The following is a 25,258-nucleotide window of genomic DNA, read 5'->3' as shown; positions in this document are numbered from 1 at the left end:
CACCGAGACCCATCCGCCGAGACCGGCCCGGTCCACACAAAGAGGACGTCATGACCGCAGAACCCCACCCCGAGGCGGCCGCGCTCCTGGAGCGATCGCATCGTCTCGGTGCCGACCCCCGCAATACCAACTACGCGGGCGGAAACACCTCCGCCAAGGGCACCGCGACCGACCCGGTCACGGGTCAGGACGTCGAGCTGATGTGGGTCAAGGGCTCCGGTGGCGATCTGGGCACGCTCGCCCACTCCGGGCTCGCCGAGCTCCGTCTGGACCGGATTCGCGCACTCACCGGGGTCTATCCGGGGGTGGATCGCGAGGACGAGATGGTCGCGGCGTTCGACTACTGCCTGCATGGCAAGGGCGGGGCCGCGCCGTCCATCGATACGGCTATGCACGGCCTGGTCGACGCCGCCCACGTCGACCATCTCCACCCCGACTCCGGCATCGCCCTCGCCTGCGCGGCCGATGGCGAGGCGCTCACCAAGGAGTGTTTCGGCAACCAGGTCGTCTGGGTGCCCTGGCGCCGGCCCGGCTTTCAGCTGGGCCTGGACATCGCCGCCATCAAGAAGGCCAACCCCCAGGCCATCGGCTGCATTCTCGGTGGCCACGGCATCACCGCCTGGGGCGACACCTCCGCCGCGTGCGAGGCCAACTCCCTCCACATCATCCGCACCGCCGAGGAGTTCCTCACCACTCGCGGCAAGGCGGACCCGTTCGGCCCCGTCGTCCACCCCACCCTCCCCCACGCCGAGCGCCGCGCCCGCGCGGCCGCCCTGGCGCCCGTGATCCGCGGTCTGGCCTCCTCGGACCGCCCCCAGGTGGGCCACTTCACGGACAACGACACCGTGCTGGACTTCGTCTCCCGCGCCGAACACCCACGCCTGTCGGCCCTCGGCACCTCCTGCCCGGACCACTTCCTCCGCACGAAGGTCCGTCCCCTCGTCCTGGACCTCCCGCCCGACACCCCCCTCGACGAGACGATCACCCGCCTCAAGGAACTCCACACCACCTACCGCACCGACTACGCGGCCTACTACAACCACCACGCCACCCCCGACTCCCCTCCCATGCGCGGCGCGGATCCTGCCATCGTGCTCATCCCCGGTGTCGGGATGTTCAGCTACGGCAAGGACAAGCAGACAGCCCGCGTGGCAGGCGAGTTCTACGTCAACGCGATCAACGTCATGCGCGGTGCGGAAGCGGTGTCGACCTACTCCCCCATCGAGGAGTCGGAGAAGTTCCGCATCGAGTACTGGGCGCTGGAAGAGGCCAAGCTCCAGCGCATGCCGAAGCCGGGGCCCCTCGCGACCCGCATCGCCCTGGTGACCGGCGCCGGCTCAGGCATCGGCAAGGCCATCGCCCACCGCCTGGTGGCCGAGGGCGCATGCGTAGTGGTGGCGGATATCAACACAGGCTCGGCCACAGCCGTCGCACAGGAGCTGGGCGGCCCGGACAAGGCCATCGCCGTCACCGCCGACATCACCTCGGAAGAAGAGATCAAGGCGGCATTCGCCCAGGCCACCCTGCACTTCGGCGGGGTGGACATCCTGGTCAACAACGCCGGGATCAGCATCTCCAAGCCCCTCCTCGAAACAACCACCCACGAGTGGGACCTCCAGCACACCATCATGGCCCGAGGCAGCTTCCTGGCCTCCCGCGAAGCGGCACGGACCTTCATCGCCCAGAACATGGGCGGCGACATCGTGTACATCGCCTCCAAGAACGCCGTGTTCGCGGGCCCGAACAACATCGCGTACTCCGCGACCAAGGCCGACCAGGCCCACCAAGTCCGCCTGCTCGCCGCAGAGTTGGGCGAGCACGGCATCCGCGTCAACGGCGTGAACCCCGACGGCGTAGTCCAGGGCTCCGGCATCTTCGCAAGCGGCTGGGGCGCACAACGCGCCGCCGTGTACGGCGTCCCCGAGGAGAAGCTGGGCGAGTTCTACGCCCAGCGCACCCTCCTCAAACGCGAAGTACTCCCGACCCACGTGGCGAACGCGGTCTTCACGCTCGTGGGCGGCGACCTGACCCACACCACGGGTCTGCACATCCCGGTCGACGCGGGGGTCGCGGCGGCGTTCCTGCGCTGACACGCGCGTGAGGGGCACGGGGTCGCAGGGGTGGGGTCCTGGACGCTTACGCGTATGTGTGGCGCCAAGCTCCGACCAGCCCCGCGCCCCCGGCCAACGGCGCCGTGAATATACGGTCCAGGGCCCCGCCCCGGAGGCCCCCCGGCCCCCGCCCCGTACGTACCCACAGCAACCACCCACGCACCCCACCCACCACGAGGTCCACGTGTCCACCAAAGAGCACCGCTTCGCCGCCGTAGACCTCGGTGCGTCCAGCGGCCGCGTCATCGTCGGTGAGGTCGCCCCCGAACGGCTGACCCTCCACGAGGCGCACCGCTTCCCCAACCAGCCCACCCGCGTCCTGGGCACCCTGCACTGGAACATCCTGTCCCTCTACCAGGGGATCCTGAACGGCCTGAAGGCAGCAGCGAGAACCACCACCCACCCCCTGACCAGCATCGGCATCGACACCTGGGCCGTCGACTACGGCCTACTGGCCGCCGACGGCACCCTCCTGGCCAACCCCGTGCACTACCGCGACACCCGCACCACCAACGCACCCGAAAAGGTCGCGAAAGTGCTCTCGCCCCAGGCCCTCTACGCCGCCACCGGCATCCAGCACCTCCCCTTCAACACCATCTACCAGCTCATCTCGGCCCAGGGCACCCCCGCCCTCACCGCCGCCCACCGCCTCCTCCTCATCCCCGACCTCATCTCGTACTGGCTGACCGGCGAGCCCGGCACCGAGCTGACGAACGCCTCCACCACCCAGCTCATCGACCCCCGCACCCGCGACTGGGCCACCCCCGTGGCGCAGGCCCTGGGCATCGATCTGGCACTCTTCCCGCCCCTGCGCCACCCGGGCGAACCCGCCGGCACCCTGCGCCAGGAGGTCCTCGCCGAGACGGGCCTCACCACCCCCGTCCCCGTGACCGCCGTCGGCTCGCACGACACCGCGTCCGCCGTCGTCGGCGTCCCGGCCACCGCGCCCGATTTCGCGTACATCGCCACCGGCACGTGGTCCCTCGCCGGGCTGGAGCTGGACGCGCCGGTACTCACGGAGGCGAGCCGCGCGGCCAACTTCACCAATGAGCTGGGCGTGGACGGCACGGTCCGCTATCTGCGCAACATCATGGGGCTCTGGATGCTCCAGGAATGCGTCCGCGCCTGGGAAACCCAAGGCACCACAGCCACCCAGACCACCACCACCGACCTCACCGCACTCCTCCAAGCGGCAGCCCAAGCCACCCCCCTCCGCTCGGTCGTCGACGCCGGCGACCCCGCCTTCATCGCCCCGCACCACATGCCCGACCGCATCGCCGACGCCTGCCGCCGCACCGGCCAGCCCGTCCCCCGCACCCCGGCCGAGACCACCCGCTGCGTCCTGGACTCCCTCGCCCTGGCCCACCGCCGCGCGATCGACGACGCCGTGCGGCTGTCCGGCCGTACGGTCCGCACCGTGCATATCGTCGGCGGAGGCGTGCACAACGCGCTGTTGTGCCAGCTCACGGCCGATGCCTGCGGGCTCCCCGTGATCGCGGGCCCGGCCGAGGCGGCGGCCCTCGGAAACGTACTGGTCCAGGCCAGGGCGGCCGGAGTGATCAGCGGCGGGCTGTCCGAATTGCGCGCGCTGCTTCACAGCACCCAGCCACTGAGGCAGTATGAGCCCACAGGTGATCATTCGGCGTGGGACCGGGCAGCCGCCCGGCTGGGGGACGCGCAGGTCACAAGGGCCGCCACCGGCCTGGGCGACGAGGAGGAACCGTGCGCGTAGCGCTCTTCATCACCTGCGTCAACGACACCCTCTATCCACACACCGGCCAGGCCGTGGTCACGCTCCTCGAACGGCTCGGCGTGGAGGTCGGCTTCCCGGAGGCGCAGAGCTGCTGCGGCCAGCCGCAGTTCAACACCGGCTACCGCCATGAGACCGAACCGCTGGTGCGCCGCTACGCCGCCGCGTTCCGCGACTACGACTATGTGGTGGCCCCCTCGGGGTCCTGCGCGGCGATGGTGCGGGACAACTACCCCCGGATCGGCGCCAAGGCGGCCGCCGAGGGTCGTGGCCAGGAGCTCGCGGACGCGGCGGCCGAGGCGGTCCCCAAGACGTACGAGCTGACCGAATTCCTCACCGACGTCCTGAAGGTCACCGACGTCGGCGCGTACTACCCGCACACCGTGACCTACCACCCCACCTGCCACGGGCTGCGGATGCTGGGGCTCGGCGACCGCCCGCGTTCGCTCCTCGCCGCCGTGAAGGGGCTGAACCTGGTGGAGCTGCCGGGGGCCGATGAGTGCTGCGGCTTCGGCGGTACGTTCGCCGTCAAGAACGCGGCCGTCTCGGCGGCCATGGGGGCGGACAAGGCGCGCAACATCACGGCGACCGGCGCCGAGGCCGTGTGCACGGTGGACAACTCCTGCCAGATGCACATCGGCGGCACACTCGCCCGACAGGGCTCCACGGTCCGCCCCGTCCACATCGCCGAGATCCTGGCCAGCACGGAAGGAAACGTCTGGTGAACCGACACCGCCAGGCGAGCGGACACCATCAGGTGAGCGAACCCCAGAGGGAAGGACACGACTGGTGAGCGGAACCCACCAAGCCACCTACCTGGGGATGCCCGCTTTCCCGGCGGCGGCCGACGCCTCGACCCGGAACACCCAGCTGCGCGCCAACCTCCGCCACGCCACCCACACCATCCGCGCCAAGCGCGCCGCGGCGGTGGCCGAACTGGACGACTGGTCGTCGCTGCGCGCCGCGGGCGCGGCCATCAAGGACCGTACGCTGCGCCATCTCGACCACTATCTGGAGCAGTTGGAGAGCGCGGTCACGGCGGCCGGTGGCCACGTCCACTGGGCGGCGGACGCGGACGAGGCGAACCGGATCGTCACCGAGCTGGTGCGAGCGACGGGCGAGCGCGAGGTCGTCAAGGTCAAGTCGATGGCCACGCAGGAGATCGGCCTCAACGGCGCCCTCGCCACCGCCGGGATCACGGCGTACGAGACCGATCTCGCCGAGCTGATCGTGCAGCTCGGCGACGATCTCCCGTCACACATCCTGGTCCCGGCGATCCACCGCAACCGGGGCGAGATCCGCGACATCTTCGCGGAGAAGATGGCCCAGTGGGGCCGCCCGGCCCCGGAGCGGCTGACCGACGCGCCCGCCGACTTGGCGGAGGCCGCGCGGCTGCACCTGCGCGAGAAGTTCCTGAATGCCAAGGTCGGGATCTCCGGCGCCAACTTCATGGTCGCGGAGACCGGCACACTCGTGGTCGTGGAGTCCGAGGGCAACGGCCGGATGTGCCTGACCCTCCCCGAGACGCTGATCTCCGTCGTCGGCATCGAGAAGATCGTCCCCACCTTCCAGGACCTGGAGGTCTTCCTTCAGCTGCTGCCCCGCTCCTCGACCGCCGAGCGGATGAACCCGTACACCTCCACCTGGACCGGCACCACGGACGCGGACGGGCCCCGCGCCTTCCACCTCGTCCTCCTCGACAACGGCCGCACCGACACCCTCGCCGACACCGTGGGCCGCCAGGCGCTGCGCTGCATCCGCTGCTCGGCGTGTCTCAATGTGTGCCCGGTGTACGAGCGGGCGGGCGGCCATGCCTACGGATCGGCGTACCCGGGGCCGATCGGCGCGATCCTCACCCCCCAACTGCGCGGCGTCCAGAGCGAACTGGACGCTTCCCTCCCGTACGCCTCCTCCCTGTGCGGGGCGTGTTACGAGGTGTGCCCGGTCGCCATCGACATCCCGGAGATCCTGGTCCACCTCCGTGAGCGCGTGGTCGAGGGCGGGCCCGTCTCCGTCCGCGGCACCCGCACCGTCATCAAGCCCGCCAAGGGCCACGCCGCCGAGCGCGCCGCGATGCGCGCCGCCCGCTGGGCCCTGGACCACCCCCGGGTGCTGCGCACCGGCCAGCGCCTGGCCTCCCGCACCCGCCGCTTCCATCCGCGTCGGCTGCCCGGTCCGGGGCGGGCGTGGAGCGATACACGGGAGCTGCCGAAGGTGCCGGAGGAGTCGTTCCGCGACTGGTGGCAACGCACCCGGGGCGAGAGCGGCACGGAGGGAAGGAAGACCACATGACCCCGCAAGCCCCCGGCTCCCGGAACCCCGGAATCCAAAGCACCCAGAGCACCCAGAGCGCCGGCACCCAGGCCGCCGGCGCCCAGAGCCCCGACTCCCGCGCCCTGGTCATGGCCCGCGTCCGCCGCGCCCTGGCCGATGTGCCGCGCGCCGAGACGCCCGACGCGGTGCCGGTCGAGCGCACCTACCACCGCGTCCACGGCGACCGCACCCCCGCCGGGACCGTGGACCTCCTCGCCGAGCACCTGGCCGACTACCGCGCGATCGTCCACCGCGCCGACACCGCCTCCCTCCCCGCCCTGATCGCCCGCCTCCTCGCCGACCGCGGCGCGACCAGCGTGGCCGTGCCCCCCGGCCTCCCCGACTCCTGGCTGTCCGCCGTCCCCGACGCGGTGCGCCGGGTCCCGGACACGGCGGAGCTGACCCCGCATGACCTGGACGCGGTCTCCAGCGTGGTGACGGCCTGCGCGGTGGCCATCGCCGAAACCGGCACCGTGGTCCTGGACGCCGCCCCCGACCAGGGCCGCCGCCGCATCACCCTCGTTCCCGACCACCACATCTGCGTCATCCGGGTGCCCGACCAGGTCGTGGACTCCGTCCCCGAGGGCCTTGAACGCCTGGATCCGGCCCGCCCGTTGACGTGGATCTCCGGCCCGTCCGCGACAAGTGACATCGAACTCGATCGCGTCGAAGGCGTCCACGGCCCCCGCACCCTCGAAGTGATCCTCACCGGGCCGCCGGCCGGGCCGGAAACCGCTGGTCAGAGCTGACGAAGCGGGGGACGCATACCCCGGCCACGGCGGGGCATATGCCATAGGGGCAGGCGACGGAACACCCGTGCGGGCGATGCGGTCTTCCTCACATACCGCCGGTAACACCGCAGTTGGGCGGTTTACGCCGATGCCGTTGTCGGTAGGGGCCTCTACTCTTATGGCATGCGTCCGACTCCTACTCAACAACCTGCCTTACTGACCACCTCCTCCACCGACCAGGCCAATGAGGCGATTCGCGTCTTTCTGCGGGCCCGGGCAGGCCGGGCACTGCGGCCTTCGGAGCGGGCCGAGTACAGCCGGTTGCTGAAGGTCTACACCCGGGCGCTGCGCGGCGAGGTGGAGAAGGCCGCCTGAGCGGCACGAGCGGCACGAGCCGACCACATCTGAAAAGCGGGGGACGCCATGGGGGCTGTGGGCAAGGTCGTCTTCGGAGCGGTGACGGCGGGGCTTCTGGGCGTCGCCGGGTACGGCGGATACAACCTCTACACGGGCGTGACCGGCGGCGATACCACCGCGGCCCATGACGGTCCGGTGACCGCGGACGAGACCCGGCGGACCGCGCGGGAATTCCTGGACGCATGGGCGGACGGCAATGACATGCTGGCCGCCGGGCTGACCAACGACGCCGAGGCGGCCATCGGCGCGCTGAGCGGCTATCGCGACGACGGCCATGTGGAGAAGGTGACGGTCACCCCGGGCACGGCCCGGGGCACCACGGTGCCGTTCACCGTCAAGGCCGAAGTGGTCTTCGACAAGACCCGTTCGAGCTGGACGTATGCATCGCGGCTGACCGTGGTGCGCGGCCGGACGACCAAGAAGCCGCTGGTCGACTGGAGACCCTCGGTCCTCCATCCCAAGCTCGCGGCCGATGAGTCCGTGCGGACGGACCTGGCGGACAATCCGCCGGTGCGGGTGCTGGACCGCGACGGCAAGGAGCTGCGGCAGGGCCGCTATCCCTCGCTCGACCCGGTACTGATCGCGCTGCGGGCGAGATACGGGGCGGACGCCGGGGGCACGGCGCGGGTGGAGGTGTCGGCGATCAAGGCCGACGGGACCGCCGGAGCGACGCTTCACGTGGTGAAGAAGGGCACGCCGGGCACCCTGCGCACCACCCTCGACGCCGGGGTGCAGAAGCGCGCGGAGAAGGCGGTGGCCACCCGCGACGGCGCCTCCGTGGTGGCGCTGAGGCCCAGCACCGGGGAGATCCTGGCGGTGGCCAACTCCGACCAGGCCGAGTTCAACGCCGCGCTGCAGGGGCAGACGGCGCCGGGGTCGACGTTCAAGATAGTGACCGCGGCGACCCTGCTGGAGGCGGGCAAGGTCAGCCCGGGCCATCTGGTGCCGTGCCCGAAGACGGCGGCGTACGCACAGGGCATGACCTTCCACAACGTCGAGGACAGCGAGAACCCCGGCGCCACCTTCGCCCAGGACTTCGCGGCGTCCTGCAACACCGCGTTCGTCTCGCTCGCCGGAGCCGTGCCCGATGGCGCGGTGGCCCAGGAGGCGCGGACCGTGTTCGGCCTCGGGCTGAACTGGCGGGTGGGCATCACCACCTTCGACGGCGAGGTGCCGAGCGGAAGCGGCGACGACAAGGCCGCCGCCATGATCGGCCAGGGCACGGTCCAGATGAACCCGCTCACCATCGCCTCCGTCGCGGCCACCGCCCAGACCGGCACCTTCAAGCAGCCCGTGATCGTGCCGCGCTCGGTCGACCACCGGGAGATCGCCACCAGCGACCGCAGCCTCAGCCCCGCCACCAGGTCGCAGCTCAGGGCGATGATGCGGCTGACCGCGACGAGCGGCACCGCCGCCCGGGCGATGTCCGGGCTCACCGGCGACATCGGGGCCAAGACGGGGTCGGCCGAGATCGACGGCCAGCCCAAGACCAACGCCTGGTTCACCGCCTACCGCAACGATGTGGCGGCCGCCGCCGTGGTCACCGGCGGCGGCCACGGCGGGGATGCCGCCGGGCCCGTCGTCCGCGCGGTACTCGAAACCGGCTGACCCTCGGCACTCGAAACCGGTACTCGAAGCCGGCACTCGAAACCGGTACTCGAAGCCGGTACTCGAAACCGGTACTCGACGAGCGGTACTCAAAGGCCGCTACCCCCTGCCCTCCCCCGCTGCCCCGCCACTTCGTACAGGGGTTGGGCTAAGGGGTTGTCCATGGTCCGACCCACGCTCTAGCCTGGCGCGGCAGCCGACAGAGCACGGCACGGCACGGCAGAACGCGACACAGAGCACGGCACCGCATCTGCCCGCGCAGAGGGGATTCCGGCGTGAAGCGCACCTCCCGCGACATACGCACCGCCAACCGCTACGGGGTGCTGCGCCATATCGTCGCCCAATCCCCCGTCTCCCGGCAGGAGGTGGCCGCCGCGACGGAGCTGAGCCTGGCCACGGTCGCGAATCTCGTCGGTGAGCTGCTCGACCTCGGGATGCTGGTCGAGGTCGGCTACGAGGACTCCGACGGCGGCCGGCCGCGCGGTCTGGTCGCGGTCAACTCCTCGGGCGCCGCGCTGATCGGCGTGGATGTGGCCGAGACGTATATCCATGTCGAGCTGTTCGATCTGGCGCTGACCGTCCTGGCCCGCGCGGACGAGGAGTTGCGCCCGCAGGAGAACGACCCGGGCAAGGTGGTCGCGCGTATCGCGGACGCGGTGTCCTCGGTGGTCGAGCAGGCGGGCGTGGCCGCGGACCGGGTGCTGGGCGTCGGCGTCAGCATGCCGGGGCAGGTGGACCGCGAGGGCGGGGTCTCGGTGTTCGCGGCCAACTGGGACTGGCATGACGTCCCGCTCCTGCGGCTGCTGGCCGAGCACCTCCCCTACCCCCTGCACCTCGACAATCCGTTGCGCGCCTGCACCGTGGCCGAGCAGTGGTTCGGGGCGGCACGCGGGCGGAACGACGCCGTGGTGGTCAACCTCGGTACGGGCGTGGGGGCCGGGCTGGCGCTCGGCGGCACCCTGCACCGAGGGGCCAGCAACAGCGCCGGGGAGTGGGGGCATACCACCCTCGTCCTGGACGGACGGCAGTGCCACTGCGGCAACCAGGGATGTGTGGAGACCTATGTCGGCGCCCCCGGCATCATGCGGAATCTGCGCGAGCTGAGCCCGGACAGCCCGCTGCTGCACCCGGACGACCAGACGGCCACCATCGAGGCGCTCGGCCGGGGCCTCACGGCAGGCGATCCGGTGGCCATGAAGGTCGTGCACACCACGGCGCGCTATCTCGGCGCCGCCCTCGCCGATCTGATCAATCTGCTCAACCCGGAGGTGATCGTGCTCAGCAGTTGGGTCGCGGCCGCCCTCGGGGAGCCGCTGCTCGCCGAGGTGCGCGCGGCGGTGGCGGTGCGCGCGCTGCGCCGCCCGCTGGCGAACACCGAGATCGTGCTGTGCCCGATCCCGTCCAACCCCGTGAGCCTCGGCGCGGCGACCTTCGCCCTGGAGGGCTCGCTCGCGTCGGTGGGACTGAAGAACCGCCACACCACACCAAGAAGCCGTGCCAAGGGCTGACCGAGGAGAACGATGAGCTCCACGCAGCACACACCACTGCCCTACTACGAGGACGTCTCCCCCGGCGCGGGAGCGCTGCCGCCACGCCCCTGGACCCCATCCTCCGACGCCGCGCGGCTGAGCCTGAACGGGACGTGGTCCTTTCGGCTGTCGCCGACCGCCACCGCCGAGGACGACTCCTTCGCCCGCCCCGGCTACGACGCCCGCGGCTGGGACGAGCTCCCGGTGCCCGGCCACTGGGTGCTGCACGGCCACGGGGCGCCGATCTACACCAATGTGCTCTATCCGTTCCCGGTGGACCCGCCGCACGTCCCCGCCGAGAACCCGACCGGCGACCATCTGCGCGTCTTCGACCTGCCCGGCGACTGGCCGGAGGGCGGGGAGGCGGTGCTGCGCTTCGAGGGCGTCGAGTCATGCGCCCGGGTCTGGCTCAACGGCGAGGAGCTCGGCACCTTCAAGGGCAGTCGGCTGCCGCATGAGTTCGAGGTCGGGAACCTGCTCGAGCCGTCGGGGAACGTACTGGCCGTCCGCGTCCACCAGTGGTCCTCCGGGAGCTATCTCGAGGACCAGGACCAGTGGTGGCTGCCCGGCATCTTCCGCGAGGTGACGCTGGAGCACCGCCCCGAGGGCGCGCTCGCCGATTACTTCGTCCACGCCTCGTACGACCACACCACCGGCGAGGGCACGCTGCGGATCGACTCCGACCCCGGCGGCCGGGTCACCGTCCCCGAGCTGGGTCTTGACCTGGCCACCGGGGAGAGCGCCACCGTCCCCGTCCAACCGTGGACGGCGGAGACACCGCGGCTGTACCAGGCGCGGCTGACCACCGTGGGCGAGAGCGTCTCGCTGCACGTGGGCTTCCGCACCGTGGCGGTCGAGGACGGACTGCTCAAGGTCAACGGACGGCGGGTGCTCTTCCGCGGCGTCAACCGGCATGAGTTCCACCCTTCGAACGGGCGGGCCGTGGACCTCGCGACCATGCGCCGCGACTTGGTGCTGATGAAGCAGCACAACATCAACGCCGTGCGCACCAGCCACTATCCGCCGCATCCGGCCTTCCTCGGGCTCTGCGACGAGCTGGGGCTGTGGGTGATCGACGAATGCGATCTGGAGACCCATGGCTTCGGCGTCCTGGACTGGCGGAACAACCCGGTGGACGACGACCGCTGGACCCCGGCGCTGCTCGACCGCGCCGAGCGCATGGTCGAGCGCGACAAGAACCACCCGTCCATCGTGATGTGGTCGCTGGGCAATGAGTGCGGCACCGGACGCGGGCTGTCCGCCATGGCCGACTGGATCCGGGAGCGCGACCCGTCCCGGGTGATCCACTACGAGGGCGATCTGTCGTGCGCCGATACGGACGTCTACTCGCGGATGTACGCGCCGCACGAGGAGGTCGACCAGATCGGCCGGCGCACCGAGGCACCGTGGGGCGATCCGGAGCTGGACGCGAAGCGCCGGGCGCTGCCGTTCATCCAGTGCGAGTACGCGCACGCCATGGGCAACGGGCCGGGTGGACTGGGCGAGTACCAGCGGCTGTTCGAGGCGCATGAGCGCTGCCAGGGCGGCTTCGTCTGGGAGTGGATCGACCACGGCTTCACCCGGCGGGCCCCCGACGGCCGCTTCTACCACGTGTACGGCGGGGACTTCGGCGAGGAGCTGCACGACGGGAACTTCGTCTGCGACGGGCTGGTCTTCCCCGACCGCACCCCCTCCCCGGGGCTGATCGAGTACAAGAAGGTCATCGAGCCGGTGCGGATCGAGGGCGACGGGGCCGACGGCACGGTCCGGATCACCAACGGCCATGACTTCGCCGATCTGTCCCCTCTCGTCTTCTCGTGGAGCTATGAGGCGGAGGGCGAGGCGATCGGCTCGGGTGAGCTGGCGGTGCCGCCGCTGCCCCCGGGCGAGTCCGCCGAGCTGAAGCTCCCGGCACCGCCGGCCGCCGAGGCGGGGGCGGAGACCCGGTGGACCGTCGAGGCGCGGCTCGCGGCCACGACGGCATGGGCCGAGGCGGGCCATACGGTGGCCTGGGCGCAGTTCCCCGCCACCGCGCCCGGCACCGGCCGGGCGCGCACCCTCGCCTCGGGAGAGGCGCCACGCCGCGACGGCGACCGGATCGTGCTCGGCCCCGGCGTCTTCGACGCGGCCACCGGCGCCCTGACGTCACTCGGCGGACTGCCCGTCACCGAACCGCCCCGGCTGGACATCTGGCGCGCGCCCACCGACAACGACAACGGCGCGTCCTGGCAGCCGGACGAGCGCTGGGGCCTGATCTGGCGCCGGTTCGGACTGCACCGGGTGCGGCACCGGACCGACGCGGTGGAGACGACGCCGGACGGTGCGCTGACCGTCCGTACCCGCGTCGCGCCCGCCGCCGTCGACTTCGGTCTGGAGACGGTCTACCGCTGGACCGCCGATGAGGGCGGACGGCTGAGCCTGGCGGTCTCCGTCAACCCGCTGGGCGAGTGGACCTGCCCGCTGCCGCGCCTGGGCCTGCGGCTCGGGGTCCCGGCCGCGCTGGGCCAGGCCGAGTGGTTCGGCGGCGGCCCGGGCGAGGCGTACCCGGACACGCGTGCCGCCGCGCGGGTGGGGCGGTGGGCGCTGTCGGTCGACGAGCTCCAGACGCCGTACGTCCGCCCGCAGGAGAACGGCGCCCGGATCGACGTCCGCTGGGTGCGGCTGACCGCGCCCGACGGATCGGGGGTGCGGATCGAGGGCGAGCCGGCCTTCTGGTTCACCGCGCGCCGCTGGACCACCGAGCAGCTCGACGCGGCCGAGCACACACCGGATCTCGAGGCGTCGAACGAGACGGTGTGGGTGAACCTGGACCACGGCCAGCAGGGCATCGGCACCCAGTCCTGCGGCCCGGGGGTGCTGGACGAGCACCGCCTGGACGTGGCGCCGGCCGAGTTCTCGTTCACGTTCTCGCGGCTGAGCTGACGGTCGCGTACAGCCGGGGCGGGCCACGGCGACCGGCCCCGGCCGTACGCGCCTACACCACCCGCACCGCGCCCGCCGGTCAGAAGAGTGCGGGGGCAGTCCAAGGGGCTGCCCCCGCCGGGGTTCGGGGGCGGAGCCCCCGGAACGGGTCCGGTGCGTAGCCCAGCGGGGGCCGGGGCAGCGTCCCGGTTCGGGAAGGGGCGGGGGCAGAGCCCCCGCGCCTGTCGCCAACACCCCCGCATCACGTGTTGTCGGCCTGCCGTACCCGGCCGCGCAGGCGGCCTTACGCGCTCCTGCCGCGCAAAGCGTCGAGCGCCCGGTCCGCGTGCACGCTCATCCGGAACTCACTCTTGACGATCTCCAGCACCTTGCGGTCGGTGTCAATCACGAAGGTGACCCGCTTGGTCGGCACCGCCGCGATCCCGCGCTTCACCCCGAACCGCTCCCGTACGGTCCCCTCCGGATCCGACAGCAGCGGATAGCCGAAGGAGTACGCATGGGCGAACTCCGCCTGCTTCTCGATCGAATCGGCGCTGACCCCGACCGGCTGGGCGCCGAGCTCCTTGAACTCCGCCGCGATGTCCCGGAAGTGGCACGCCTGTTTGGTGCAGCCGGGGGTGAAGGCGGCCGGATAGAAGAACAGCACCACCGGACCGTCCGCCAGCAGCCCACTGAGCGAACGGACGGCGCCGTTCTCGTCCGGCAGCTCGAAGTCCTCGACCACATCACCGATGTCCATGGGTGCACGCTACCCGCCCCCCGCCCGGAGCGGCGGGGGAAACGGACGTGCTCAGCGGCCCGTCAGCAGCGCAGCCGGGCGGTATGGCCGTCGATGCGCAGGATGCATTCGGTGAACAGCGTCATCGACGGGCTGTCGTCCGTGGGGACCAGCCGCAGCCCGAGGTCCATGATGGACCGGATGACCTGGGCGGTACGGCTTCCGTCGGGGTCCGGTCCGCGCAGCGCGGACCATGCCTCGAAATGCGCCCGGACGGCTTCCCAGGCCGGTCCCGGCGTGAAGTGGCACAGAAAAACCGGCTGGTCGACCCCGTACTGGCGTAACTCGCCGACTGCGGCCTCACCTTGCATAAGCCACCATGTGGCACTCATCTCGTCCCCAACTCCGTACATGGGAGTGGATGCCCATCATACGGGTGCCGAGGACCCGGCGAGGGTCGACTCCATGTCGAGGGCCCATCCCAGCAATCGCTCGTCCGCCCCCGGCCGGGCCACGCACTGCATCCCCAGCGGAAGGGAGCCCGCTGCCCGCCCCGCCGGCAGGGCGAGGGCGGGGACTCCCGCATAGCTCCAGGGGAGGCTCATCACGGAGTCGCCGGTGCTCTTCAGGCCGTACGGCGCGGGGCCCGTGGCGGCCGGGCTGATCCACAGATCGATACCCTCCCGGTCCATGGCGGCCACCAGCCGGTCGCGGAAGGCGGCACGTTCGCGCAGGGCCGCGGCGTACGCGTCGTCACCGATCCGCTGCCCCTGCCGGATCGCCTCGGCGGTCTCCTCGCGGTACCGCTCCGCATAGCGCCGAAACCATACGGCGTGGGTCCGCGCCAGTTCGTAACGCCCGATCACCACCCGTTCGGCCACGACCCGGTCGAAGTCGTCCGGGAAGGGCATGCGGCGGACCGTGAATCCGGCCGCCTCCAGGCGCCCCGCCCGCTCCTCGAAGGAGCTCCTGGCCTCGGCGCCGGCGCGGTCGAGGTAGGGGCCGAGCGGGATGCCGAGCACCGGCCGCCGCCCCGTCACCGCCTCGCCGTCGCCGGACGGCCGCCAGTCGTCGCACAGCACGGCCGCCGCCGGGGCGAGGGTCGCCATGTCGGGGGCGAAGAGGCCCACGGTGTCGAAGGTCGGGGCGTTGGCGATCACGCCGTCGGAGGGGATGCGGCCATGGGTCGGCTTGAAGCCGACGACCCCGCAGTAGGCGGCCGGGCGGATCATCGAGCCGATCGTCTGGGTCCCGATCGCCAGCGGCACCATCCCCGCCGCGACGGCCGCGGCCGAACCGCTGCTGGAGCCGCCCGGAGTGTGGCCGAGATGGTGCGGATTGCGGGTGGGACCGGGAGCGGTCACGGCGAACTCGGCGGTGACGGTCTTGCCCGCCACCAGCGCACCCACTGCCCGCAGCCGATCGACGAGCGAGGCCTGCGGCCCGGCCAGCGCCTCGGCGGGAACGTCCGAACCGGCCTGTGTGGGCAGCCCGTCGACCTGCACGATGTCCTTGACGCCCACCGGCACGCCGAACAACGCCGGCCGCCCGCCCGGACCGTCCCACCGCTCATCGGCCGCGCGCGCCTCGCGCAACAGCCGCTCACGGCGGCCGGGTTCGGGGACGAAGGCCCGAATCTCCCCGTCGGCGGCCTCGATCCGGTCACAGACATGGGCGGCCGCGGTGGCACAGAAGGTATCCACGAACCCCGAGGCTACGCCGCCCCCGCGTCAGCCCACCTCCTCAGCGGCCCCTGCCCGGGGGTTGTCCCTGCCGGCGCCGGGCGGGCGGCCGGTGACGCGTTTGAAGGCACGGCTGAAGGCGGCCTGCGAGGTGTAGCCGAGGCGCTGCGCCACGGACTGGATCGGCACGGTGTCCTGCGCCAGCCACTGGCCGGCGAGGAGCATCCGCAGCTCCGTGGCGTAGCGCAGCGGCGGCATGCCGATCGTGGTGTGGAATCGGTCCGCGAAGACGGACCGGGAGACATTGCATTCCGCCGCCAGCTCGGCCACGGTCCAGTGATGCCCGGGCTGCCGGTGCAGGGCCAGGATGGCGCAGGCCAGGCGGGGGTCGCGCAACGCGGCCACGAGGCCGGAGGTGTTGTCGCATCCGCATTCGATCCAGCCCCGCACGATCATGGCCGCCGCCACTTCGGCCAGCCGGGCGAGAATTCCGGCGAAACCCACGCGTCCGGCGCACACTTCGCGCCTCATGGACGTGAGGATCGGCATGAGCCCGGGGTAACGCTTGCCCCTTCGACGAGGGACTGCTGCGGCTGGACGAGCCCGTGCACACCTGCGTGGAGCTGCCCCAGTTCGCGGATGAGCACGGGCGCGGGATCACCCGGCGGCATCTGCTGGACCAGACGAGCCGGTGGGAGGGCGAGCTGTGGGGAAAGCCGACGCGCGTGGACGCCCAGAGCGTCCGCGAGGGCACGGAGTCGGCGGGCGGACCGCCCGGTGAGGGGTGGGCCCACAACGATGTCCGGGTGAATCTGACGGCGCTCGCGCTCACCGTCCTGTTGCGGCGTCCGCTGCCGGAGGTGCCGCGCACCCGTGTCATGGAGCCCATCGGGGCCTGAGCCTCATGGTCATGGCACGGCTACGGCAACTCCCACGTGGACGTCGGCGGCATCCGCCTGCCGGCGCCCGCTGGGGCGGCGGGCTGTGGATCAGCGCGCTCGACCCGGCCCGCGTCGGCGGGCTCTGCCCTGCGGGCGGGGAGTGGGCCGGGCGCCGGGTCGTCTCCCGCCGCTGGATCGCGGAGCTGTGGACACCGTGTTCCGCCAAACCGGAGTACGGGCTGTCCTGGTGGCTCAACGACGGCCGCGTGGTGTGGCCGCAGCCCCGTCGACCGGGCGCTGCGCCCGGGGCAACGGCGGCAACCACCTCTGGTGGGTGGACCCGGCCCGTGACCTCACGCTCGTCTCACGCTGGGGAGCCGATGTGGAAGCCCTCGTCGTGGCGGTCTCGGAAGCGGTCCGCCCCGGATGACGACCGAGGCCACCGCTCAGCGGGCCTCCACATCGGCTGTCTCCGTCAGCTGCCGCCCGTCACCTTGACGTAGTCGACGACCAACTGCTGCGGGAAGGAGGTGTTGCCGTCCGGGTCGCCGGGCCAGTAGCCGCCGACGGCCAGGTTGAGAATGATGTAGAAGGGGTGGTCGAAGACCCAGCGGTTGCCGTTGAGGTCGGCGGGGGTGCGGGTCTGGTAGACGTTGCCGTCGACGGACCAGGTGATCTTGTTGGGCGACCAGTCGATGGCGAAGGTGTGGAAGGCGTCGGAGAACTTGCCGCCGTTGGGGAGGGTGTAGCCGGCGCCGATGCCGCCCGAGCCGGAGTAGCCGGGGCCGTGGAGCGTGCCGTGGACGGTGCTGGGCTCGAAGCCCACGTTCTCCATGATGTCTATCTCGCCGCAGTTGGGCCAGCCGGCGCTGCCGATGTCATTGCCGAGCATCCAGAACGCGGGCCACATGCCCTGACCCTGCGGCAGCTTCATCCGGGCCTCGACATGGCCGGAGGCGGTGGTGAACTTCTGCGAGGTGTTGAGGCGGGCGGAGGTGTACTCGCACCGGCCGTACCAGCAGTTGTAGTTGGCCGGGTTCTCCTTGCGGGCGGTGATGACAAGGTTGCCGTTGCCGTCCAGCGCCGCGTTCTTGTTGCCGTCGGTGTAGTACTGCCGCTCGTGGTTGTTGACGTTGTCGCCGGTCTCCACGCCCCATTTGGAGCCGTCGACCCCGCTGCCCGCCGGGCCGTCGAAGTTGTCGGTGAACTCGGCGGCGGCGGCGTTGGTGGCCTTGGGGGCGGCCGTGGGGGTGGCCGTGGCCGGGGCGGTGAGCCAGGGGGTGGCGGCGAGCGCGGTCGCGGAGAGCAGACCGATCACGGTGTTGCGCACAGTTTTTCTCATGGAGCGGTGGTGCCTTCCTGTGTGGGGGATGGGACCGGTGGGTGCCGGTCCGGTGGGGGGAAGGTGTGCGTCCGGCGGCTGGGGGCCGGGTTCCGCGGCGCTAGGGCACGGGCGTACGGGTGGGAGGGGTGCCCATCAGCGCTCGTCGGGGTGTGGCGGTCGGGGGACGGTCGGGAGGGGTGCCCGTCAGCGCTCGATGGGGGGCGGTGGCCGGGCGACGGGCGGGCCGGTGCGCGTCCTCGGTGAGGAAGCGGCCGACGGGGACGGTGGCGGCGCCGAGCGCCACCGCGTGAGGGCCGAGCCGGCACAGCCCGATGGTGGTGTGGGCGTACGGCCGGCGCAGCGCCTGCGCGGCGACCGTCTCGCGGATCCGCGGCAGCATGCGGGCGCCGAACAGCAGCCCGGCCCAGCCGCCGAGGATGATCCGCTGCGGGTTGAAGAGGTTGACCAGGTTGGCGATTCCGGCGCCCAGATACACCGCCGCCTCCTCCAGGACGCGCTGTGCGGCGGACGAGGTGTCGGCGGCCGCGAGCAGCGCGGCGAACGTGGACTCGTTGTCGGCGCCGGGGGTGGTGCGGCCGCGCCGGGCCTGCCGGAAGCGCTCCAGGACCGCCTCGGCGCCGACGTACGCCTCCAGGCAGCCGCGGGCGCCGCACCGGCAGCGGCGGCCGCCGGCCTGGACGGTGGTGTGGCCCCACTCGCCCGCGCTGTTGGTGGAGCCCCGGTAGGGGGCGCCGTGGGTGATGACGCTCGCGCTGACGCCGGAGCCGATGACCGCGACGACGGCGTGCTGGACGCCGCGTCCGGCGCCGAACCACATTTCGGCCCGGCCCATGGCCTCGGCGCCGTTGTCGATGTGCAGGGGCAGCGCGGTGCCGGTGCTCAGCAGCCGCTCCAGGGGGAGGGTGTTCCAGCCGGTGGCCGATACGCCGATGCCGACGCCGAGGATGTGCCCCTGGGGGATTGCGGCTTCCTCGACGACGGCGTCCAGACCGGTCAGGATGTGGCCGACGACGGCTTTGGCGTCGCGCTCCCCGGGGGCTAACGGGTAGACCACACCGGCCCGTTGGGTGAGGGTGAGGTCGAACAGCCCGACGCGGACCCGGGTGTCGGCGACCTCGACGCCGATGACGTACCGGTGCTCGGGGACCATCCGCAGCCGGGCGCCGGCCCGGCGGCCCGCCGCGCCGAGGGCCGATCCCGCCTCGGCGACGACACCTTCGGTGGCGATGCCCTTGGTGACGGCGTCCTTGGTGGCGGCGTCCTTGACGACGGTGCCGGTGGTGATGGTGGTCGGGGTGATGGAGTTCGGGGTGATGAGGCCGTTGGTGACGGCCCCTTCGGTCACGACGCCTTCGGCGATCAGTTTGCCGATGACCGTGCGCACGGTGGTGGCGCTGAGCCCCGTACGGCGGACGAGCTCCTGCCGGGTGAGCGGGGCGTGGAAGTACAGCGTCCACAGCAGTGAGGCGCGGCTGCCGTGCCGCGGATCGCGCACGGTGGTGCGCAGCGAGGGCTGGGCTGCCTGCGCCTGGGCCGTCATCGGTCACCTCCGGGGAGACACAATGTCCAGCCCTGTTCGAGTCATGTCAATAGGTCTGGACCTTCTTGTCTCAAAGAATTTGAGGCGGGCCCCGACCCAACTCCCCCTGAACCGACAGAAGTCGAACCCTCAGCGCGCTCCGCCGGTGGCGAGGAAGTGTGCCAGCGGAAGGGTGGCCGCACCCAATGCCACGGCGTCGGGCCCCAGTTCGGCCAGCCCGATCTCGGTCTGCGCGTACGGCCGGTGCAGTGCGTAGGAGGCGGTGGCGGCCCGGATCCTGGGGAGGACCCGGCCGCCGAGGAGCAGTCCGGCCCAGCCGCCGAGGATGATCCGCTCGGGGTTGAAGAGGTTGATCAGATCGGCGATACCGGCACCGAGATAGGCGGCGGTCTCCTCCAGCACCTCGCGCGCCCGCGTCTCGGTTCCGGCGGCCCCCACGATCGCGGCGAACGCGGCCTGCTGGTCCTCACCGGCGCCCTCCGCGCCGCCCTCCTCGACACCGTCCGCGCCGCCTTCCCCGGGCGGTCGCCGGGCGCCGCGCGCCCGTAGCGGTCGAGCACCGCCTGCGCCCCGACGTACGCCTCCAGACAGCCGACCGCACCGCAGCGGCAGGCGCGCCCGCCGACCTGGACGACCGTGTGCCCCCACTCCCCCGCGCTGCTGGTCGCGCCCCGGTACGGAGCCCCGGCGGTCACGATGGCCGCGCCGACGCCGGAGCCGATCAGCGCGATCACCGCGTTGTCCGCGCCGCGGCCCGCCCCGAACCACATCTCGGCCTGCCCCTGCGCGGTGGCGCCGTTGTCGATGAACAGCGGCAGATCGGTGCCGGTGCGCAGCAGCCGCTCCAGCGGCACCGCGTCCCGACCGGCGGTCGGACCGTGGACGAGGACCTCGTCGCCCTGTTCGACGACGCCGGGGACACCGACCCCGACGCCGATGACCGCCTCCGGCTCCGTGCCGCTCTTGGCGACGACCGCTTCGAGGCCGGCCAGGATGTGGCCGACGACCGGCTCCGGGTCCCTCTCCAGCCCGCCGGGCGTCAGCGGATGCTCCCACCGGGCCAGTTCGGTGAGCATGAGGTCGAACAGCTCCACCCGCACATGGGTCTCGCCGACGTCGACCCCGATGAGATGGCCACTGCCCGGCGCCACCCGCAGCAGCGTACGGGGGCGGCCGCCGTCGGACTCGACGGACCCGGCCTCCTCCACCAGCGCGTCGGCGAGCAGTTCGCCGACGACGTTGCTGACCGAACCGGAGCTGAGCCCGGTGAGCGCCCCCAGTTCCTGACGGCTCACCGGACCCTGGAAGTACAACTGGCGCAGCAGCGTCGAGCGGTTGCCGCGCCGCAGGTCGCGGACGGTCCGTCGGTTCATCTGACCCATCGGGCTCCTTCCCCCGGCCCGAACCTACCTGACGCGGCCGCTCTTGACGCCGACTGGTTTCATCGCTTAACTCACGGTCTGAATGAAGTCTCGCGCTTCACCTTTTGAACGGTCGATGACGTCCGACCGTCAAGGGCAGCCGACGGGCCGGCCAGAGCCGCCCCTGGCCGCCGCCGCGCGGCCCGCTACTCCGTGCCCGGCGCCTGGAACAGCGCGAGCAGATCCTCCCGCCCGAACATCCGCGCCGTCTCGACGGCCGAGGGCGATCCGGAGCGAGGGTCGGCACCCTTGGCCAGCAGCACCCTCAGCACCTCCTCCTCGCCCTTGAACGTGGCCCCGGCGATGGGCGTCTGGCCCCGTTCGTTCACCCGATTGGGGTCGGCGCCGCGCTCCAGCAGGGCCGACACCGTCGCGGGGTGGCCGTAGTAGGCCGCCAGCATGAGCAGGGAATCACCCTTGTCGTTGGTGAGGTTGGCCGGGACGCCCGCGTCCACGTAGGCGGCGAGCGTATCGGTGTCACCCTGCCGGGCCAGGTCGAAGACCTTGGACGCCAGTTGCAGCACCTCCGGGTCGTGGGCGGGCTCGCTCTCGGGGTTCGATGGGGTCATGGCCTGTCGCCTCCGGCTTCGCTACCTCGGTATGTGATCACCCACCCTAAGGACGGCGACCGAGTCACCCGAGGAGGTGGTCACCCCACGGGAGGAGGCGGTCGACGCGGAGCGCCACGCCTCCATGGTGATGATTACACCGATAATCCACCCAATTGCACCTTTCGCCCGACCCATACATGCTGTGATCCTGGAACCACTCATGGTGACTGACCGTCCCCCATCAGCCAGGAGACCGTGATGATCCTGTCCATTTCCGGCGTCGTACTGCTCGGCATCGTCGTCTTCATCTTCTTCCGCAAGGACGGGCTGAAGGGGTCGCACGCCATCATCTGCGCGCTCTTCGGCTTCTATCTCGCCTCCACCGCGATCGCTCCGAGCATCAAGGCGGGCGGTGCGAGCCTCGCCAGCCTCCTGGGCGGGATCAAGATCTGACGTGGCCCGGAGACCGCTCCCCCGCCTCCGCCTCGGCGGCGCCGAAGGCACCCCGCTCATCCCGTTCCTCCGTGGCCGCGCGTTCGCCCGCACCGCGGCCGACGGCGTCGCCGATGTCCTCCACCCCCTGGTCGCGCTCTCCCGGGGGGTGCGCCTGCTCGCCGCCACCGGGCGGCGCAAGTGGGTGGAGCTGCCGGGCGACCGCCGTGGGCCGGTGTTCACCCTGGTGGTCGCCTGCGGCTTCGTTCTCTTCCTTTTGCCGTACGGGCCACTGGCGGCGGCGATCAGTCTGATCGGCGCCGCGGGCTGGGCCGGGCGAGGGCGCGCCCCCGCCGAATCCGGGACGCCCGGCACGGACGGGGCCGAGCGGCTGCGCACGCTCTACGAGGCCCTGGTGCCGTACTTCTCCGCCTCCGAGGACCCCAGCCCGCTCTACAGCCACGGCGGCGACTGGTCCACGGTGTTCGACTCCTTCGCCTTCGACGACGGCGGACGGCTCACCCGACTGCGGCTCCGCTACCCCGCCTACTTCACCGACGGCGAGCCCGCGGCCCGGACCCGGATCGAGCAGTTGCTGTACGCGAAGTCGGGACGCGGCCGTGAATATCTGTTCGAGTGGGACGAGGAGGCCAACGGCCTCAGCCTGACCGTCCTGCCCGCCCTGTCCACCGCGATCCACGCCCAGCGCTTCGTCACCGCACCTGGTGAGACGGTGCTGGGCTTCACCGACCCGTCCTCGGTGCAGCGGACGCTGCCGGTGCTGGCGGAGCCGGAGAGCTGCGAGGAGAGCGCGGGGGACACGGTGGGCACGGGGGTCGAGAGGGCGACGGGGGACGGGCCGGAGACCCATGACGTACCGCCGGTGGTCTGGCGCACCGGCCCCCGCTCGACCGAACCGCATCTGCTCGCGCTCGGCCAGCCCGGCAGCGGCACCACCACCCTGCTGCGCTCCATCGCGCTGCAGGCACTGCCCCATGGCGAAGTGCTGGTGGTGGACGGCGGCGGCACCGGCGAATACGCGTGCCTGGGCGGGCGTACGGGGGTGCTCGCGGTGGAGTCCGGGCTGGCCGGGATGCTGGCCACGCTGGAGTGGGCGGGCCATGAGACCGAGCGCCGGCTGATCGGCGCCAACCGCGCCCGCCAGCTCGGGCATGCGCCGCCGGAGGACATCCAGCGCCCGCTGTGGATCCTGCTGGACCGGCCGTCGGTGATGAGCCATCTCGCGGCCGCCGACGGCCGCACCGACCCGCAGGAGCTGCTGGCCGTGCCGCTGCGGCACGGACGGGCGGCGAACGTACGGGTCGTGGTGGCCGATCAGCTGGATGCCGCGGAGGCGCTGAGCGACGCCGTGCGGCGTCACACCCGGGCCCGGGTGGTGCTGGGCCCGGTCTCCTCCGAGCAGGTCACGGCCGTCCTCGGGGCGCCGCCGCACACCACGCCGACGCCCGAGGTGCCGCCGGGCCGCGGCTATGCCCGCCTCGGCGCGGGCCCGGTGCACCGCCTCCAGGTGCCGGCCACGCCCGATCCGTACGACGAGGCGGTGAGTGAGGCCGAGCGGCAGGCGGTGCTCCGGCTGCTCCCCGCCCCGGACCCCGCGGCGCCCCAAGCCCCGGCGCCCGTGGGCGGATGACCCGCCGGAGCGCCCCGGCGAGGTGACCCGCCGGGGCACGTCCCGGCGGGTCAGGCCACGTACGTACGGGGCGATTCGGCCTCGATCGTGGCGCCCGAGGCCACCAGATCGGCGGCCGCGGCCAGCCGGGTGGCGGCCTTCTCGGCGACCGCTCCCCCGACGGTGAACGGAAGCCGTACGTACCCCTCGAACGCGCCGTCCACTCCGAAGCGGGGACCCGACGGCACCCGGACCCCCAGCCGGGCGCCCGCCTCCGCGATGCGCGAGCCGGAGAGGCCACCGGTGCGGGCCCAGAGGGTGAGCCCGCCGTGCGGGACGGTGAACTCCCAGTCGGGCAGATGGCGTCGGACGGCGTCGACGAGCGCGTCCCGGTTGTCGCGGGCGAGCGCCCGGCGCACCTCGATGGCCTCCTCCCAGCCGCCGGTGTTCAGCAGCCAGGCGACGGCGAGCTGTTCGATGACGGGGGTGCCCAGGTCCGCGTAGGCGCGGGCGGCGACCAGACTGCGGATGACATCGGGCGCGGCGCGCACCCAGCCGATGCGCATCCCCGCCCAGAAGGACTTGCTCGCCGAGCCGACGGTGATCACGGTGCTGCCGCCCGGGTCGAAGGCGCAGACCGGGCGGGGCAGCGCCACCTCGTCGTCCAGGCGCAGCTCGGTCATGGTCTCGTCGGCGATCAGGATCGTTCCGGCGGCGCGGGCGGCGTCGACGAGCTGCCGGCGCTGCTCCTCGGTGGCCAGGGCGCCGGTGGGGTTGTGGAAGTCGGCGATGACATAGGCCAGCCGGGGCGCGGCGGCGCTGAGGACCTGGCGCCAGGCCGGGATGTCCCAGCCCCCGAGTTGGTCGGCCACGGCGACGGGCACGAGCCGGGCGCCCGCCTCCCGCATCAGCTGGAGGATGTTGGCGTAGCTGGGCGATTCGACGGCGACCCGCTCCCCGGGCCGGACCATCAGCCGACTGGCGGCGGCGACCGCGCCCATGGCGCCGGTGGTGACCATGATCTGCTCGGGCATGGTCGGTATGCCGCTTGCGGTGTAGCGGTCGGCGAGCGCCTGGCGCAGCGCGGGCAGCCCGGCGGGGTAGTCGCCGTGGGTACGGGCGTAGGGCGGCAGTTCGTCCAGGGCGCCGTGCATGGCGCGGGTGAGCCACGGTTCGGGGGCGGGCAGCGCGGCACAGCCGAGGTCGATGACGGAGGCCGCGGCCTCGGGCGGGAGCGGATCGAGCCCCCGGGTGGGCAGCGGGCTTCCGGCGGGCATGGCGGTCCAGCTCCCGGCGCCGCGCCGGGACTCCAGGAACCCCTCGCCGCGCAGCGCCTCGTAGGCGGCGGCGACGGTGGTGCGGCTGACCGCGAGCGCCGCGGCGAGCTCGCGCTCGGCGGGGAGGCGCGCCGCGACCGGAACCCGGCCCTCCAGGATGAGCAGCCGTACGCCGTCGGCGAGGGAGCGATAGGCGGGGACGCGGCGGCCCCCGGTCAGTGAGGCCGCGGCCCCGGCGACCACTCCGTCACGGGTGTGCTGCGATCCGAGCAGCCGGGCCAGTTGGGGTGCGCCGACCGCGGACGTCCATGGACTCATCGAATGCGGTCCACCTTTCGGAAATTGGCCGTAGAACTGGACTGGTTCCAGGCCACAGAGTGACATGCCGCAGGCCACTCAC

At 72.2% G+C, this 25,258-nt stretch carries 19 protein-coding genes and 2 pseudogenes; 12 read left to right on the top strand and 9 right to left on the bottom strand.

Going from position 1 to position 25,258, the window contains the following annotated elements; all coding sequences use genetic code 11:
- The first annotated feature begins 50 nt into the window (after positions 1–50).
- The 9 genes from BLV72_RS48140 to BLV72_RS30840 all read left to right on the top strand — a co-directional run bounded on the left by BLV72_RS48140 (position 51) and on the right by BLV72_RS30840 (position 13,381).
- A complete protein-coding gene (locus BLV72_RS48140; protein ID WP_167746628.1) occupies positions 51–2,090 on the top strand; it encodes a bifunctional aldolase/short-chain dehydrogenase in 2,040 nt (679 codons plus the stop codon).
- Between the two features lie 205 nt (positions 2,091–2,295).
- A complete protein-coding gene (locus tag BLV72_RS30875; RefSeq protein ID WP_093466359.1) occupies positions 2,296–3,843 on the top strand; it encodes a rhamnulokinase in 1,548 nt (515 codons plus the stop codon).
- Complete coding sequence (locus BLV72_RS30870; protein ID WP_093466357.1) at positions 3,834–4,586, top strand: (Fe-S)-binding protein; 753 nt, start codon at positions 3,834–3,836, stop codon at positions 4,584–4,586. The genes BLV72_RS30875 and BLV72_RS30870 overlap by 10 nt, the downstream gene beginning before the upstream one ends.
- Positions 4,587–4,683: 97 nt before the next feature.
- A complete protein-coding gene (locus tag BLV72_RS30865) occupies positions 4,684–6,153 on the top strand; it encodes a lactate utilization protein B (RefSeq protein ID WP_093470645.1) in 1,470 nt (489 codons plus the stop codon).
- Between the two features lie 110 nt (positions 6,154–6,263).
- The gene (locus BLV72_RS30860) at positions 6,264–6,923 is read left to right on the top strand and encodes a LutC/YkgG family protein (protein ID WP_093470644.1); all 660 of its coding nucleotides are present in this window, start codon (positions 6,264–6,266) and stop codon (positions 6,921–6,923) included.
- Positions 6,924–7,088: 165 nt separating this feature from the next.
- Positions 7,089–7,280: a hypothetical protein gene (locus BLV72_RS30855; protein WP_093466356.1), complete on the top strand. Its 192-nt coding sequence runs from the start codon at positions 7,089–7,091 to the stop codon at positions 7,278–7,280.
- Between the two features lie 48 nt (positions 7,281–7,328).
- On the top strand, positions 7,329–8,930 hold the full coding sequence (locus tag BLV72_RS30850; protein WP_093466354.1) for a penicillin-binding transpeptidase domain-containing protein: 1,602 nt from the start codon (positions 7,329–7,331) through the stop codon (positions 8,928–8,930).
- Between the two features lie 275 nt (positions 8,931–9,205).
- On the top strand, positions 9,206–10,438 hold the full coding sequence (locus BLV72_RS30845; RefSeq protein ID WP_093466353.1) for an ROK family transcriptional regulator: 1,233 nt from the start codon (positions 9,206–9,208) through the stop codon (positions 10,436–10,438).
- A gap of 12 nt (positions 10,439–10,450) precedes the next feature.
- The gene (locus BLV72_RS30840) at positions 10,451–13,381 is read left to right on the top strand and encodes a glycoside hydrolase family 2 TIM barrel-domain containing protein (RefSeq protein WP_093466351.1); all 2,931 of its coding nucleotides are present in this window, start codon (positions 10,451–10,453) and stop codon (positions 13,379–13,381) included.
- A 283-nt stretch (positions 13,382–13,664) separates the two neighbouring features.
- Here the strand turns inward: BLV72_RS30840 and BLV72_RS30835 are convergent, their stop codons facing one another.
- The 4 genes from BLV72_RS30835 to BLV72_RS30820 form a co-directional block, all read right to left on the bottom strand.
- Positions 13,665–14,120, bottom strand: coding sequence for a peroxiredoxin (locus BLV72_RS30835; RefSeq protein WP_093466350.1), 456 nt, complete (start codon positions 14,118–14,120; stop codon positions 13,665–13,667).
- 62 nt (positions 14,121–14,182) lie between these two features.
- Positions 14,183–14,491, bottom strand: coding sequence for a hypothetical protein (locus BLV72_RS30830; protein WP_059146559.1), 309 nt, complete (start codon positions 14,489–14,491; stop codon positions 14,183–14,185).
- A 36-nt stretch (positions 14,492–14,527) separates the two neighbouring features.
- Positions 14,528–15,802 carry an amidase gene (locus BLV72_RS30825; RefSeq protein ID WP_093466348.1) on the bottom strand — a complete coding sequence of 425 codons (1,275 nt, stop codon included), beginning with the start codon at positions 15,800–15,802 and terminating at the stop codon, positions 14,528–14,530.
- A 27-nt stretch (positions 15,803–15,829) separates the two neighbouring features.
- Positions 15,830–16,312, bottom strand: a complete 483-nt coding sequence (locus tag BLV72_RS30820) for a helix-turn-helix domain-containing protein (RefSeq protein WP_244321094.1) — start codon at positions 16,310–16,312, stop codon at positions 15,830–15,832.
- 74 nt (positions 16,313–16,386) lie between these two features.
- Here BLV72_RS30820 and BLV72_RS50255 point away from each other — a divergent pair, with 74 nt between their 5' ends.
- The gene (locus tag BLV72_RS50255; protein WP_244321093.1) at positions 16,387–16,680 is read left to right on the top strand and encodes a serine hydrolase domain-containing protein; all 294 of its coding nucleotides are present in this window, start codon (positions 16,387–16,389) and stop codon (positions 16,678–16,680) included.
- A gap of 469 nt (positions 16,681–17,149) precedes the next feature.
- Here BLV72_RS50255 and BLV72_RS30810 read toward each other — a convergent pair.
- The 4 genes and pseudogenes from BLV72_RS30810 to BLV72_RS30795 form a co-directional block, all read right to left on the bottom strand.
- A pseudogene (locus tag BLV72_RS30810) lies at positions 17,150–18,004 on the bottom strand (glycoside hydrolase family 16 protein); the annotation flags it as partial.
- Positions 18,005–18,104: 100 nt separating this feature from the next.
- Entirely contained in the window at positions 18,105–19,547 is a 1,443-nt protein-coding gene (locus BLV72_RS30805; protein WP_093466344.1) for an ROK family transcriptional regulator, read from the bottom strand.
- Positions 19,548–19,676: 129 nt separating this feature from the next.
- Positions 19,677–20,929, bottom strand: a pseudogene (locus tag BLV72_RS30800) (ROK family transcriptional regulator).
- 185 nt (positions 20,930–21,114) lie between these two features.
- Positions 21,115–21,537 (bottom strand): ankyrin repeat domain-containing protein, encoded by a 423-nt coding sequence (locus tag BLV72_RS30795; protein WP_093466342.1) that lies wholly within the window; start codon positions 21,535–21,537, stop codon positions 21,115–21,117.
- A gap of 240 nt (positions 21,538–21,777) precedes the next feature.
- On the opposite strand from BLV72_RS30795, the gene BLV72_RS30790 reads away from it, so the two are divergent.
- Together BLV72_RS30790 and BLV72_RS30785 are read left to right on the top strand one after the other, a co-directional pair.
- A complete protein-coding gene (locus BLV72_RS30790) occupies positions 21,778–21,972 on the top strand; it encodes a hypothetical protein (RefSeq protein ID WP_059146566.1) in 195 nt (64 codons plus the stop codon).
- A gap of 1 nt (position 21,973) precedes the next feature.
- Positions 21,974–23,602, top strand: coding sequence for an RraA family protein (locus BLV72_RS30785; RefSeq protein WP_093466340.1), 1,629 nt, complete (start codon positions 21,974–21,976; stop codon positions 23,600–23,602).
- 50 nt (positions 23,603–23,652) lie between these two features.
- Here BLV72_RS30785 and BLV72_RS30780 read toward each other — a convergent pair whose 3' ends face one another.
- Positions 23,653–25,176 carry an SCO1417 family PLP biosynthesis transcription factor gene (locus BLV72_RS30780; protein ID WP_093466338.1) on the bottom strand — a complete coding sequence of 508 codons (1,524 nt, stop codon included), beginning with the start codon at positions 25,174–25,176 and terminating at the stop codon, positions 23,653–23,655.
- Positions 25,177–25,258: the final 82 nt, after the last annotated feature.

Origin of the sequence: Streptomyces melanosporofaciens (assembly GCF_900105695.1) — a bacterium.
In the GTDB taxonomy this organism is placed as follows: Bacteria; Actinomycetota; Actinomycetes; order Streptomycetales; family Streptomycetaceae; genus Streptomyces; species Streptomyces antimycoticus.
This window is presented reverse-complemented; position numbering and strand designations above follow the sequence as displayed.

Excerpts from the sequence above, each read along its gene's own strand:
- BLV72_RS48140 (WP_167746628.1), top strand. The coding sequence starts at position 51 with ATGACCGCAGAACCCCACCCCGAGGCGGCCGCGCTCCTGGAGCGATCG.
- BLV72_RS30865 (WP_093470645.1), top strand. The coding sequence starts at position 4,684 with ATGCCCGCTTTCCCGGCGGCGGCCGACGCCTCGACCCGGAACACCCAG.
- BLV72_RS30860 (WP_093470644.1), top strand. The coding sequence starts at position 6,264 with ATGGCCCGCGTCCGCCGCGCCCTGGCCGATGTGCCGCGCGCCGAGACG.
- BLV72_RS30855 (WP_093466356.1), top strand. The coding sequence starts at position 7,089 with ATGCGTCCGACTCCTACTCAACAACCTGCCTTACTGACCACCTCCTCC.
- BLV72_RS30850 (WP_093466354.1), top strand. The coding sequence starts at position 7,329 with ATGGGGGCTGTGGGCAAGGTCGTCTTCGGAGCGGTGACGGCGGGGCTT.
- BLV72_RS30840 (WP_093466351.1), top strand. The coding sequence starts at position 10,451 with ATGAGCTCCACGCAGCACACACCACTGCCCTACTACGAGGACGTCTCC.
- BLV72_RS30835 (WP_093466350.1), bottom strand. The coding sequence starts at position 14,120 with ATGGACATCGGTGATGTGGTCGAGGACTTCGAGCTGCCGGACGAGAAC.
- BLV72_RS30830 (WP_059146559.1), bottom strand. The coding sequence starts at position 14,491 with ATGAGTGCCACATGGTGGCTTATGCAAGGTGAGGCCGCAGTCGGCGAG.
- BLV72_RS30820 (WP_244321094.1), bottom strand. The coding sequence starts at position 16,312 with ATGAGGCGCGAAGTGTGCGCCGGACGCGTGGGTTTCGCCGGAATTCTC.
- BLV72_RS30805 (WP_093466344.1), bottom strand. The coding sequence starts at position 19,547 with ATGACGGCCCAGGCGCAGGCAGCCCAGCCCTCGCTGCGCACCACCGTG.
- BLV72_RS30795 (WP_093466342.1), bottom strand. The coding sequence starts at position 21,537 with ATGACCCCATCGAACCCCGAGAGCGAGCCCGCCCACGACCCGGAGGTG.
- BLV72_RS30790 (WP_059146566.1), top strand. The coding sequence starts at position 21,778 with ATGATCCTGTCCATTTCCGGCGTCGTACTGCTCGGCATCGTCGTCTTC.
- BLV72_RS30780 (WP_093466338.1), bottom strand. The coding sequence starts at position 25,176 with ATGAGTCCATGGACGTCCGCGGTCGGCGCACCCCAACTGGCCCGGCTG.